Source organism: Nostoc sp. DSM 114167, assembly GCF_052692655.1.
This window is the reverse complement of sequence record NZ_CP195116.1, coordinates 990,329-1,004,397: the sequence shown is the minus strand read 5'-3', so window position 1 is coordinate 1,004,397 and position 14,069 is coordinate 990,329. Positions and strand designations below refer to the sequence as shown.

The following is a 14,069-nucleotide window of genomic DNA, read 5'->3' as shown; positions in this document are numbered from 1 at the left end:
GAATCAAACAATGCGATGTTCATGATGGGCTATAACGCTCAATGACTCGCTCTGAGCGTTGGCGTAGCCTCTCTAAGAGTTGCTATGCCAAAAGCTTTACGCAACGCTTATGGTGACGCTGTACTAAAGGAACGTAAAAAATGAAGGTGGCATTTCTGGGAACTGGACTGATGGGACTACCAATGGCTCAAAGGTTATTAGCCGCAGATATACAGCTAGTTGCCTACAATCGTACCCCAGAAAAATTAGCATCACTACAAGCAGCTGGGGCTGAAATTGCTACACATCCCCGCCACGCCATTCGTGCTGCTGAGTGCGTAATTCTTATGCTGACTAATGCCCCAGCTATTTACAATGTGTTGCTTTCAGATACTGCTTGGCAAACTCTGGAAGGGCGCACGATTATCCAAATGGGAACAATTACGCCCACAGAAAGCCAGGAAATTAGAGATGCAGTTGTTGGGGGTGGTGGTGAGTACTTAGAAGCGCCCGTATTAGGGAGTATCCCAGAAGCAAAAGCTGGCAAGTTGAGTGTTATGGTAGGGGCCGAGCCAGAACAATACGAACGCCACTTAAAGTTACTCCAAAATTTTGGGACAGAACCTTTACTTATCGGGCCAGTAGGATCTGCGGCGGCGCTTAAATTGGCACTAAATCAACTAATAGCTTCTCTAACAACTAGCTTTGGTTTGAGTCTAGCTTTTGTCCAGCGTCAAGGTGTCGATGTAGATGTGTTTATGCAAATCTTGCGCGACAGTCCCCTCTATGCGCCTACCTTTGACAAAAAGCTACAACGGATGTTAGATGGCAATTATGCCGATCCCAATTTCCCCACAAAACACTTGCTTAAAGATACGGAGTTATTTATCTCGGAAGCGAAATCTCGGAGTTTGGATCTCAGCAGTATTAAAGGAGTGCGGCAAATCTTGCAAACGGCCGTAAAAATGTCATTTGCTGATGATGATTACTCATCACTATTTTCAGTCATTAAGGAATGGGGAGAAGCGATCGGGGAATAAAGAATTTAAGCTTCATATCATGTCCGGTTGAAGACTTATTATTTAGAGGGCAGTTCTTGCTGGGGGAAAGAGACTTTTGGGATTTTTCCACAGATACGGTAATCATAAGTGATTACCCGGACATGATATTATCTCACGCCTGAAGGCAGGGTAAACTAAGCGTTAACAGCCACGTATAAAAGGTTTTTACTGAAGCTTGAAGCATTCATTTTTGCATTGACTATTCGATAAGCATTTCTTGAATGAGCAAATTCTGATACTCTAAACTGATTCAGTAATTGTCTTTTTGATTTTGTCGAAGTTAGGGTTGTGCGTAGTGCAACCCCAACTTGTGGTGCGCGTAGGCATCCCATGAATCGACGGATGCAAAAAACCTAGAATTGGATAACCCGCAACTTGAGTTAATAGACGATCACTGACCATTAATAGTAGTTGATCGAGGAAATGGTAGAGATTCAGGCGCAGACGAAGGCTGAGGTTCAGGTTGAGGATTGAGAAAATCCTGCCAAGTCTTAATTTGCTCTTGCGCTGCACTGTAAGCAGCACTACCGCGTGGAATTGATTTGGCAATGTCAATGCCTCTAGCAATATCAGACTGACCTTGAGTGCGTGCTATTTCTAATAATTGCTGACTCCATTGGTCAATAGCCTGGTTTGCATCCATACGTAAGATGCTATTGTTTGAAATTCGATCCGCCAGTCGTATTGCCTCAACCAAGGCTTCTGGAGTACCAGCGGCCCCCACTTCCTGGGCTTTTTTCCAGTTTTCTCTAGTGCGAATTTGCCCTTCCCAGTCATCGATCGCAGCTTGTGCTTCTTGTGAAAGCGCCCTTCCCGATGAGGCGATTTGTTGAGCTGCGCTAATGGCGGCGGTGAGATTTCCACTCTGGGCCAGTTCTTGTGCTTGATCCAAGTAAGGTTGGTCTTGAATTCGCTGAATTTTTCCTACCCAAGTACGAATTTTTTTCCGTGCTTCTGGATATAGTGCACGACCTCTACGAATTTCGCTGGCCTGGGCGATCGCAGCTTGCAAGGAGTTAATATCCTCGAATATTGCGATCTGATCGGCGCGATCTAAGTAAGGTTGGTCTTCAATTGTCTCCACTTGAGCATTCCAGCGACCTATCTCTTGTCTAGCTTCTGCGCCTCTAGGGTTACTAGCAGGAATAAGCTGTACTTGGGCGATTGCTGCGTTTAAATTCGGGACTGTTCCCTGGCTAGCCAATATTCTTGCTTTTTCCAAATGGGCAACATCTTCAATTTCCAACTGCCAACGAGCAATTAGTTGCTGTGCTTCGTTATACACTGGTCTGGAAGGATCGATTTGTTGTGCTTGAGCGATCGCTGCCTCTAAACCAGAAACATTACCGAGCCAAGCACTTCTTTTTGCGTCAGCTATAGCAATAAAATCATCAGTTTCGCCTTGTAGTTTCGTACTTTCCGGTATTTGCCTAGCAATATTTAGCGCTTCATCCGCATCTTTTTTATCTAGTTTCGCCTGTGCTAATTCCAGCATTTTGCGTCCAAATGTCGGAACCGCTTCCTGAGCTTTTTGGTAAAGGTAACTTTCCTGACCAATAGACTCGGCTAACTTGATCGCTTCTAGGATGTTATCAACTACTTTGCTGTTTGCTAAACTTTCGGCTTTTCCTAACTTATCGCCATCTTCCCGCGCTGTAGCAATCAGACGATTCAATTGGTCGTATTTAGTACCCGCCCAGTACTGATTGTCTACACGCAGCATTTTAGCGGATAACATGAATGCTGATTGCCAGCGCCGTTCCTTTACTTCGGCGATCGCACCATTGTATGTGGCTTCAGCCTTTGACCAAATTGACTGCCATTTGTCAACTTGTTCATCGACTAGTTTATAAGCTGCTACATCTTCGGGTATTTTACGAGCAGTCGCGATCGCTTCCTCTAAATTCCCAGTTTGGAAACTTTGATCGGCTAGCTTCAAAATATCCCGCGACCATTCTTCGATGAAACGATCGATTTCTCCATGCAATGGGTGATTTTGTGGTAGTTGCTTCACTAGAGCGATCGCTTGTAATAGGTCGTTCACTGTTTGCTTAGAAGCCGCTAACTGAGCGCAATGTAGCCGCACAGAAGCACTAGCTAGCGGCCAGAAAATCGAGGGACAATTAGGGGCAGCTGGTAACTTTAGCAGCATTGCCATTGCCAAGAATCCGACACTGCTGGGAATCAACATTAGTAGTACTAGCCACAATGTCCAGCTTTTCAGCCAGCGTGGCCATTTCCCAGAAGTACTACTGAGTTGGGCAGTTTCTTCTGAATTACTATTCGTATGGTTTTTTTTTCGCCGCTTCACTGACTTGGAGGTAGAACCAGTAGCTGGGACATCAAATGGCTGAGTTTCACCGAATTGTTCTGTTCGGGATAATCTTTTGCTTTGATCTGGCTCTCTTCCACTGGCTCTTGACCAACTGTCTGGAATATCCCGCTCTGTCATCTCTCACACCAAAATAATTGAATAGCGCTCTGTTTTAGATTGATAATTCCATTGTTGACATAGTAACTTTCTCGTCATTAAAAAGCTACTTTTTTGATTATCTCTCTCCACAGAGTACCATTATCAATCTCTAAAATCAGTGCTATTTTATACTTTATCTTCAAACAGCAGATTCGGCTTGCAAATCGGAAATTAGTTGAGCTAACTGATCGCTACTTGCCTGGTAGACGTTGCCGCAAAAGTCGCAAGTTGCTTCGGCACCATCATCCTTGATAATCATATCTTGCAGTTCAGCTTCTCCCAAAATCTTTAGTGCCCCCAAAACGCGATCGAAAGAGCAACCACAGTGGAAGCGCAACATTTGGCGTTCGGAAAAGATTTCCAACCCCATGTCTCCCAATAAGTCATCAAAGATTTCAGGTAACGTCTTGCCAGCTTGCAACAATGGCGTAAATCCTGCTAGACCAGCAACCCGTGATTCCAACCTTTCTACTAAGGCTTCGTCTCTAGCGGCTTTGGGCAATACTTGTATCAGTAATCCTCCAGCAGCAGTTACTCCGGCGGCTCCCACAAACACACCTAAAACTAAAGCCGAAGGTGTTTGTTCGGAATTCACCAGATAATGAGCTACATCATCGCCAATTTCGCCAGAAACTAGTTCTACCGTACTAGAGTAAGGATAACCACGACCGATATCTCGCACAACGTAGAGGTAGCCGCTACCCACAGCACCACCAACATCTAATTTACCTTTGGCATTAGGAGGCAATTCTACAGATGGATTGCCGACATATCCGCGTACTGTACCATCTAAGCCTGCGTCTACTAATATGCCACCCAAAGGGCCATCGCCCTTAACGCGGACATTCACCCTCGATCCAGTCCGCTTCATACTAGAGGCCATTAACAAGCCCGCCGTCATAGTCCGACCCAGTGCTGCCGTTGCCACATAAGAAAGCTTGTGGCGCTGCCGTGCTTCTTCTGTTAAACGTGTGGCGATCGCACCTACGGCACGAATTCCACCTTCGGCTGCTGTTGCACGAATTAACTGATCCGCCATGAATAACCTTACATTTCTTAACAAGTTCACTTTTTCTATTCTAAGTTCTCTGCTGCAAGAAAAGTAACGTAGTCGGGTGTTACGTAAATAAACGGCTGTCATTGGTCATTGGTCATTAGTTATTAGTTATTTGCAAAGGACATAGACGCGCCAGCGGTGAAGTAGCGCGGTCTTGGGGAGCCAGTGACGGGTACGCAGGGGTTTCCCCAAGTGGAGCATCTGGCGTGGTTTCCCCCATGAGCGACTGCTGTTAGCGCAGCGCTAGCGACGCAGGAGCGTCACCCGAAGGGCTTCCCGCAGGGTAGGACTGATGACTAATGACAAAAACTATTTGCAATATTAGAAATAGCGATGTCTTATCTTTAGGTAATCCGAGAAAAATGCTGGGTAATTTTCAACAAAGCCAACTACGGATTGAAATCGAAGCATCAACAGATGCAATTCGTGACAGTCTGCTGCATCCCGTGCAACTAAAAAAATGGCTTTTAGGGCAACGTTTTGCGCCAGGAATGCCAGAAGAACTGCTTCCCGGATTCCAGTTTACAACCTGGACTGGGCCAATCGCGATTCATCATCAAGTAAAGGTTGTCAAATCCAACTGCCTTCGCTTACTACTCAGCGGAGGCATTGACGGGTTCCACGAATGGTACTGGGGAGAAGGTTGGGTACAGTCCCGCTTGGAAGGAGTTTCAATTTTGCCCTTGAATTTGGGTCAAACACTCAGCTTGTTGAGCTTGCGTCAGTTTTTAGCAACTCAAGAACATTTAACTGACTGAACGTAGAAAAGGGATTTTCTTTGTCTCTATGGCTAGCCTTTTCAAGGTGACTCCAAAAATCTCTTTTTTCTTTCTGTGCCACGGACACGTTGCTCAAGTAGGGAAACCCGCTCATGCAAGTGTCCTCTTCTGTGGCTCTGTTGTTTAAAACTAATTTATTTAAGGACTCTAGACCCAGAGAACACAGAATTGCATAGATTAAAATTCTTAAACTCCTTGTGCACCATGTTGTCCACTTTCTAAACTCATGGTAATTAGTTTTTCCTTGACCAATTTATACCGACTATCAGTGCGATTATCAGATATCAGGTATTCTTCAAAGGCTAGTTTTTGGGTAGTTATCGCAATCGCTTTCCCTTTTAAATTGTTACCTCGGTTTGACGACAAACACTGAACAATTAGCCTCTTCTACAACTTGACTGCTAACTGAACCCTGAACAATTCGTTTCATCCCCATCAAGCCCCGACTGCCAATTACGATCAAGTCAGTTTTATAAATATTGGCAAGACGAATAATTTCTTCAGCGGGATCGCCAGTTACTAACTCTAACTCACTTCTGGCTGATAACTTTTCCTGATATAATTGCAGTTGCTTTTCAATATGAAAATAAGAAAACGTTGGGGATTCTGGCTGAGGGCGATCGGCAGGTAGTTCCATTTCTGACTCTGGTGTGAGAAACACATGACAGAGAATAACCTTGGCGTCTTTTGAAAACACCAAACTATCTAAAGCTTGAATTACTCGTTCTGAAATATCCGAACCATCCAGAGCTACCAAAACACTATTTAGCACTGCTCTCGTCTCCTAAAGAGTAGACCCCTTACATACATAAGTATCTAGCAAAATTAGTCGGCAGTGACACTAAACTAATTTTTTATCTGACAACTTAAGTTTAGATATTTGAGGCTACGCCATAGGTCAGCTAGTTTTACGCCACTTTCATGCGAACAGGTTGTAGCAACTTTTCTGGAGAAGCTTTTCACGAGTTTTTGAGAGAGGAAAACCCTCTCCCAGAAACTACTGTCAGCAATGCCCGACTCGTGCTTAAAAGATAGCTGAAGGTAGGATAGCAAATGGTGTGCTTTAGCGTAGCTTACCGTCGGTATCGTTATCCAAACTTCCAGTTATTAAAAAAAATTAAGCATTCCAAATCACTATTCTTGCTGAATTCGGCGTCGTACTGAATCAGCATGGGAAGGTAAACCTTCTGCTGTTGCTAGCACATCTATGGCACCAGCCACATTTTGCAGTGCGGTTTGAGAGTATTGAATAATACTAGAGTGTTTAAGGAAAGTTTCAACACCCAATGCCGAAGCAAAGCGGGCAGCACCAGAAGTTGGCAAGGTATGATTAGGACCTGCCAAATAGTCTCCTACAGCTTCTGGCGTTGAGTAACCCAAAAAGATCGCCCCAGCGTGGCGAATCTGTGGTAAAAGTGCCCAAGGGTCTTTGACTTCTAATTCCAGGTGTTCGGGGGCAAATTCATTTGAGAGTTCTGCTGCGGCTTGGAGCGATTCCACAACGATAATCAAGCCGTAGTGAGCGATCGCTTTTTCTGTGTCTATTCGCCGTGGATGATCGACTAACTGTCTTTCCAAAGCTAATTGCACATTTTTCGCCAAAGCCGCATCTGTCGTCAGCAAAATTGCTGCTGCCATTGGATCGTGTTCGGCTTGGGCTAGCAAGTCAGCAGCTACATGTACTGGATTTGCGGTTTCATCAGCAATTACCAGCACTTCACTAGGACCCGCCAAAGAATCAATACCGACGGTGCCATAGACTAGTTTTTTCGCTAGGGTGACATAAATGTTACCAGGTCCAGTAATCACATTCACTTTCGGAATTGTTTCTGTACCATAAGCTAAAGCGGCGATCGCTTGTGCGCCCCCAATACGATAAATTTCTTGCACCCCTGCTTCTTGGGCAGCTACCAAGACTGCTGGGTTAATAGCACCCCCTGGGCCTGGTGGTGTTACCATCACCACGTGCGGTACAGCAGCAACATGAGCCGGAATTGCATTCATTAGCACTGTACTGGGATAGGCGGCACGGCCACCAGGCACATACAACCCAGCTCGGTCTACAGGGGTGTAGCGTTTGCCCAGTACTACTTCATCGTCACCAAAGTGTACCCAGCTTTTTGGTACTCGCTGACGATGAAACGCTTCAATTTGGCGGCAAGCTAGCCGAACTGCACTCAACAACTCTTTTGATACCTGTTGATAGGCTGCATCCAATTCCGAACCTGTAACTCGGAGTTCTTCTGCTTTGAGGGTTTGTTTGTCAAATTCGTCCGTGTAATGCAATACAGCTTTATCGCCTTGGCGCTTCACTGCTTGCAAAATTTCCCGCACCGTTGCTTCTTTGTGAAGTACCTGTTCGTCATGGGTGCGATCGCAGATCCGTTGTAGTTCTGCTCTAACGTCTGCCTGCTGAGTAATAATTCGCAGCATGGAGTAAGGACAATGCCAAAATTATAATATTGCCACCTGAGATTTAGTATTGCTCTTGACCCACTGGGGTGTGCAAGCTGACTCTAATTCTCTTCTCTAGCTTAACCTGGATTTTTTTGATACTCTCAAGGCTACCAGCGTATAGTTTGCTTGAGAAGGCGACTTAATTGCTCAATCCGACAAGCCTTGACTGGCTAGCGGTAGGAAGCAGGTGTGCCATTTCCCACTCCCCTTACACCCTTTCCCTCAATCCTTGGGGGATGTATATGGTATGTTACATCCAATCCCCTTGAATTTATAGGGGTTCTGGTTTGAGTATAATTTTTACTTATTTCCCTAACTTTTACTAGTTTAATGTGTGTACAGGCACGATATATCGATTCTATACTTGACAAACCCTGAGATTTAGCTCTTTACAGTTCCTGCTTCTAAATAATACATTTGGTTTACAGACAAATTATATTTATTGGCAATCACATTGCTTAGTCAGGTTGTGATGAGTTAGGGTGAAATTTATTTAGATGTATTTTAGTTTAACGCATTTCCTCAATTGAGGAAATACTGAATTGGCGAGTAGAGACTATAGAACTAATAATATTGACGATCTTCATTCATGCTCAATACCTAATTCCATAATTTTTTTAGGAAATTATAACATTGGCAATTTGGATGCTATATTAGTAAGTCTAGTAGTGTGTGTACATAATTAATAATCATATTTTTGGAATTGACTGTGGCGAATACAAAGTCTGCTCTCAAGCGTGCCCAAATCGCAGAACGCAACCGACTGCGTAATAAATCTTACAAATCAGCAGTGAAGACGCTGATGAAGAAATACCTCAATGCTGTAGCTGCTTATACAGCTAATCCTACCCCAGAATTAAAACAAGAAGCGCAGGCTAGGTTATCCGAGGCTTATGGGAAAATTGATAAGGCGATCAAACGAGGTGTTCTTCACCCAAACAATGGGGCAAGGAAAAAATCAAGATTGGCTCACAAACTAAAACCCATCACACAAACAGCTGAGTAGTCATTGGTAATTTGTCCTTAGTCATTAGTCATTGATAACAAAACAAACGACAAATGACGAAGGACAAACAACATAGACGACGCGCCAGCGGTGAAGTAGCGCGGTCTTCTCCCAAGGGGAGACGCCAAGGGCGATGGGGGTTTCCCCCATGAGCGACTGCTGAACCCGAAGGGCTTCCCACAGGGTAAGACAAAAGATGCAACTGATAGACACGCACGTACATCTTAACTTTGATAGTTTTCAGTCAGATTTAGCAATAGTGCGATCGCGGTGGCAAGAAGCAGGTGTGGTGCGTTTAGTGCATTCCTGTGTTCACCCGGAGGAGTTTTCCAGTATTCAATCCATAGCCCAAGAGTTTCCCGAAATTAGTTTTGCTGTGGGATTACATCCTTTAGATGCTGATAAATGGAATAGCGAGACAACTGAGAAAATCAAAACTTTAGCGAGTTCTGACTCAAATGTGGTAGCAATTGGAGAAATGGGGCTGGATTTTTACAAAGCTGATAACTATGAGCAACAGTATCTGGTGTTTGAGTCCCAGTTGGCGATCGCATCTGAACTAAACTTACCAGTGATTATCCACTGCCGTGATGCTGCCGTGGCAACCAAAGAAGTGTTACAAAAATGGCGGCAACTCAAAGGAGAAAGAGTGCGGGGTGTAATGCATTGCTGGGGAGGAACACCTGAAGAAACTCAATGGTTTCTCGATTTAGGCTTTTATATCAGCTTTAGCGGTACGGTAACGTTTAAAAATGCCAAAGCAATCCAATCCTCTGCTGCAATGGTAAGTAGCGATCGCCTCCTGATTGAAACAGACTGCCCATTTCTCGCTCCAGTTCCGAAACGGGGCGAGAGGCGCAACGAGCCTGCCTACGTACTTTATGTAGCCGAGCAAGTAGCTAAACTGCGTCAGGAAACCGTAAAGGCGATCGCCCATCAAACCACCCAAAATGCTTGTAAATTATTTGGTCTGTCAATATAAAGTGTGTCCTAGTATCTTTTGTTAAGTTGTGTTAAAAAAAATAAAACTATAGGGGGACAAAAATATGCTAATATTATTCCCTCAAAAACATTTTGCTTGCGCCATAATAATAAAGGAAGAAGCACAAAACTTCTCATCTTAATTTTCCATACTGTTATGGCTTGCCCATCCTCAAAATCTCTACAAGCGGATGCTCTCCACGCATGACTAACCGTACCAACCTAAATTGAGCTAGACTTTTGCACAACATCGGTTTAGTGTCTATTGAACCTATTCAAAATCGTTAAACAAAAATTGCCTTGTGAGTATAATCCAGCAAAATAAAGTGATTCTGATTCCAAATCGACAAGGTGCGGATCGTTGCCTCAATCTTAGGATATGTAAGATATCACTAAGAGTATCAACAGCGGGGTGGATTTAAAACACACTGTGTAGAGCTGCGTCAGCGAATTAACGCGCTTTTTGGAGGGGAAGTGAAAAAAGTAAATCAAATTCAGGAATATTTTAACTGGATATTCTTTTTGAAATGGGCATTGGGGGGCCAGTCCGTTGAGCAGCTTTGCCGACTTGTACCGCTTCGAGGAAGTAAGCTACGCATAGCGTCTGCGACAAGAGAAGCAACTAGCGTTATTGGGCATGAAATGCAAGGAGAAAAAACTTTCAGCAAGTTTTCCCCCGATCCCATAGCATCAAGTACCCATTACTTAGTCCCTATTAGGGGTGATTGCTTCCTTGTCAAAATTGCTCATTGCAGCTAGATATAATCGCTGGAGTCTACACCCATAAATTACAAGTGTCTAAGAAAGAGTTCCCAAACAGCTAAGGACACTAGCTAGCAGTGGGAAGCGTCAAAAAGCAGTGTCCAAGGGAAAATTGTACCAGGTTGACAAAGGAAGAGGCATGACTAAAGAAACATATATGGAACCCGCCTTTCTGTTGCCCGACTTGATTGAAATCCAGCGGTCAAGCTTTCGCTGGTTTTTAGAAGAAGGGCTGATAGAAGAACTGAACTCCTTTAGTCCTATTACAGATTATACGGGTAAATTAGAACTGCACTTTTTGGGTCATAACTACAAACTCAAGGAGCCAAAGTACAGCGTCGAAGAAGCCAAACGGCGGGATAGCACTTATGCTGTCCAAATGTATGTTCCCACACGTCTAATTAATAAAGAAACCGGGGAAATCAAAGAGCAAGAGGTATTCATTGGTGATTTGCCTTTAATGACCGATCGCGGCACGTTTATTATTAACGGAGCCGAGCGGGTAATTGTCAACCAAATAGTGCGATCGCCAGGTGTCTATTACAAATCAGAAATAGACAAAAACGGTCGACGCACTTATTCAGCTAGCTTAATTCCCAACCGAGGAGCATGGCTGAAATTTGAAACAGACCGTAACGATTTGGTATGGGTACGCATTGATAAAACCCGCAAATTGAGCGCGCAGGTACTCCTAAAAGCTTTAGGTTTATCAGACAACGAAATCTTTGATGCCTTACGTCACCCCGAATATTTCCAAAAGACCATTGAAAAAGAAGGGCAATTTTCTGAAGAAGAAGCCCTAATGGAGTTATATCGCAAACTCCGTCCTGGCGAACCACCCACAGTCTTAGGTGGACAACAACTTTTAGACTCCCGTTTCTTTGACCCGAAACGTTATGACCTTGGTCGCGTTGGACGATATAAGCTGAACAAAAAATTGCGCCTTTCTGTCCCAGATACCATGCGTGTGCTGACTCCTGGCGATATTTTGGCGGCTGTAGATTACCTGATCAACTTGGAATATGATATTGGTAACATTGACGACATCGATCACTTAGGGAATCGGCGGGTGAGAAGCGTCGGTGAATTGCTGCAAAACCAAGTAAGAGTTGGCTTAAATCGCCTAGAGAGAATCATTCGGGAGCGGATGACTGTATCCGATGCTGAAGTGCTAACTCCCGCTTCCTTGGTGAACCCCAAACCATTGGTAGCAGCAATTAAAGAATTCTTTGGTTCGAGTCAGTTAAGTCAGTTCATGGATCAAACCAATCCTCTGGCGGAGCTGACCCACAAACGCCGTTTAAGTGCCCTTGGTCCTGGTGGTTTAACCCGCGAACGCGCTGGATTTGCAGTGCGGGATATTCACCCTAGTCACTACGGACGCATTTGCCCCATTGAGACACCAGAAGGTCCAAACGCCGGATTGATTGGCTCCTTGGCAACCCATGCGCGGGTTAACCTGTACGGCTTCCTCGAAACACCATTTAGACCAGTAGAAAATGGGCGAGTTAGATTCGATCTACCTCCAGTCTACATGACAGCCGATGAAGAAGACGACCTACGGGTTGCTCCTGGAGACATTCCTGTAGACGAAACTGGGCACATTATTGGTCCACAAGTGCCAGTCCGGTATCGCCAAGAATTTTCCACCACAACACCAGAACAGGTGGATTACGTAGCAGTCTCTCCCGTACAGATTGTGTCGGTAGCAACCAGCATGATTCCTTTCTTGGAGCATGATGACGCTAACCGAGCGCTGATGGGATCGAACATGCAACGGCAAGCAGTCCCCCTACTCAAACCAGAGCGTCCTTTGGTGGGTACTGGTTTGGAAGCCCAAGGAGCAAGAGACTCTGGGATGGTGATTGTATCGCGCACCGATGGCGATGTCACTTACGTAGATGCTACAGAAATTCGCGTCCGTCCTAAACCTAACACCCCCGAAATTAAATACATCCTTTCCAAGTACCAACGTTCCAACCAAGACACCTGTTTAAATCAAAAACCTCTGGTCCGCATTGGTGAAAAGGTTGTTGCTGGTCAGGTATTGGCTGATGGCTCCTCCACTGAAGGTGGTGAATTGGCGCTAGGACAAAATATCGTCGTTGCCTATATGCCTTGGGAAGGGTACAACTACGAAGATGCAATTTTAATTTCAGAAAGATTAGTGCAGGATGATGTCTACACCTCAATTCACATTGAAAAATATGAAATTGAAGCTAGACAAACCAAACTAGGGCCAGAAGAAATCACTAGAGAAATTCCCAACGTCGGGGAAGATGCCTTGCGTCAGTTAGATGAACAGGGAATCATTCGCATTGGGGCGTGGGTAGAAGCTGGTGATATCTTGGTGGGTAAGGTAACACCAAAAGGTGAATCTGACCAACCGCCAGAAGAAAAACTCTTACGTGCCATCTTTGGTGAGAAAGCGCGGGATGTGCGAGACAATTCTCTGCGAGTACCAAACGGTGAAAAAGGCCGCGTAGTTGATGTGCGGTTGTTTACTCGCGAACAAGGTGATGAACTGCCACCAGGAGCCAATATGGTAGTTCGGGTGTATGTTGCTCAAAAACGCAAAATCCAAGTTGGCGACAAAATGGCAGGACGCCACGGTAATAAAGGGATTATTTCTCGGATATTACCGGCGGAAGATATGCCTTATTTGCCCGATGGAACACCTGTGGACATTGTACTTAACCCCTTGGGCGTACCGAGTCGGATGAACGTCGGACAAGTGTTTGAATGCCTCTTGGGTTGGGCTGGTCAAACCTTGGGAGTGCGATTTAAGATTACTCCCTTTGACGAAATGTACGGTGAAGAGTCATCTCGCCGAATCGTGCATGGCAAATTACAAGAAGCACGAGACGAAACAGGCAAAGACTGGGTATATAACCCAGATAATCCAGGCAAAATCATGGTGTATGACGGTCGTACAGGCGAACCTTTTGACCGAGCAATTACCATCGGTGTGGCTTATATGCTGAAACTGGTGCATTTAGTGGATGATAAGATCCACGCCCGTTCCACAGGTCCATACTCACTGGTGACTCAGCAACCCTTGGGTGGTAAAGCACAACAAGGTGGTCAGAGGTTTGGAGAAATGGAAGTGTGGGCATTGGAAGCCTTTGGGGCAGCTTACACTTTACAGGAATTGCTCACAGTAAAATCTGACGATATGCAAGGACGGAATGAAGCGTTAAATGCGATCGTTAAAGGTAAGGCAATTCCTCGACCTGGAACTCCAGAATCCTTTAAGGTGCTAATGCGAGAGTTGCAATCATTGGGGTTAGATATTGCCGTACACAAGGTAGAAACCCAAGCAGACGGCAGTTCCCTAGATGTGGAAGTCGATTTGATGGCAGACCAATCAGCCCGTCGCACACCTCCTCGACCAACTTATGAATCTCTTTCTCGCGAATCGCTGGAAGACGACGAATAATCAATAGTCATTAGTCCTTAGTTCTTTGTCATTAGCAAAAGACTAAGGACTAATGACCAATGACCAATGACTAAT

General features: G+C 44.9%; 9 protein-coding genes. 5 read left to right on the top strand and 4 right to left on the bottom strand.

Annotated features, from left to right (window positions below):
- The first annotated feature begins 140 nt into the window (after positions 1-140).
- Positions 141-1,019 carry an NAD(P)-dependent oxidoreductase gene (locus NSTC731_RS04095; protein WP_445629737.1) on the top strand — a complete coding sequence of 293 codons (879 nt, stop codon included), beginning with the start codon at positions 141-143 and terminating at the stop codon, positions 1,017-1,019.
- Positions 1,020-1,431: 412 nt separating this feature from the next.
- Here the strand turns inward: NSTC731_RS04095 and NSTC731_RS04090 are convergent, their stop codons facing one another.
- Positions 1,432-3,492, bottom strand: a complete 2,061-nt coding sequence (locus NSTC731_RS04090; protein WP_445629736.1) for a chromosome segregation ATPase — start codon at positions 3,490-3,492, stop codon at positions 1,432-1,434.
- Between the two features lie 160 nt (positions 3,493-3,652).
- On the bottom strand, positions 3,653-4,552 hold the full coding sequence (gene hslO / locus NSTC731_RS04085) for an Hsp33 family molecular chaperone HslO (protein WP_445629735.1): 900 nt from the start codon (positions 4,550-4,552) through the stop codon (positions 3,653-3,655).
- Between the two features lie 380 nt (positions 4,553-4,932).
- Here hslO and NSTC731_RS04080 point away from each other — a divergent pair, with 380 nt between their 5' ends.
- Complete coding sequence (locus tag NSTC731_RS04080; RefSeq protein WP_445632012.1) at positions 4,933-5,328, top strand: hypothetical protein; 396 nt, start codon at positions 4,933-4,935, stop codon at positions 5,326-5,328.
- Between the two features lie 367 nt (positions 5,329-5,695).
- Here NSTC731_RS04080 and NSTC731_RS04075 read toward each other — a convergent pair whose 3' ends face one another.
- Positions 5,696-6,121, bottom strand: a complete 426-nt coding sequence (locus tag NSTC731_RS04075) for a universal stress protein (protein ID WP_445629734.1) — start codon at positions 6,119-6,121, stop codon at positions 5,696-5,698.
- 362 nt (positions 6,122-6,483) lie between these two features.
- Positions 6,484-7,782, bottom strand: a complete 1,299-nt coding sequence (hisD, locus tag NSTC731_RS04070; RefSeq protein WP_445629733.1) for a histidinol dehydrogenase — start codon at positions 7,780-7,782, stop codon at positions 6,484-6,486.
- Between the two features lie 733 nt (positions 7,783-8,515).
- On the opposite strand from hisD, the gene rpsT reads away from it, so the two are divergent.
- The 3 genes from rpsT to rpoB all read left to right on the top strand — a co-directional run bounded on the left by rpsT (position 8,516) and on the right by rpoB (position 13,994).
- On the top strand, positions 8,516-8,812 hold the full coding sequence (gene rpsT / locus NSTC731_RS04065) for a 30S ribosomal protein S20 (RefSeq protein ID WP_445629732.1): 297 nt from the start codon (positions 8,516-8,518) through the stop codon (positions 8,810-8,812).
- A 196-nt stretch (positions 8,813-9,008) separates the two neighbouring features.
- Complete coding sequence (locus NSTC731_RS04060; RefSeq protein ID WP_445629731.1) at positions 9,009-9,794, top strand: TatD family hydrolase; 786 nt, start codon at positions 9,009-9,011, stop codon at positions 9,792-9,794.
- A 900-nt stretch (positions 9,795-10,694) separates the two neighbouring features.
- Complete coding sequence (gene rpoB / locus NSTC731_RS04055; protein ID WP_445629730.1) at positions 10,695-13,994, top strand: DNA-directed RNA polymerase subunit beta; 3,300 nt, start codon at positions 10,695-10,697, stop codon at positions 13,992-13,994.
- Positions 13,995-14,069: the final 75 nt, after the last annotated feature.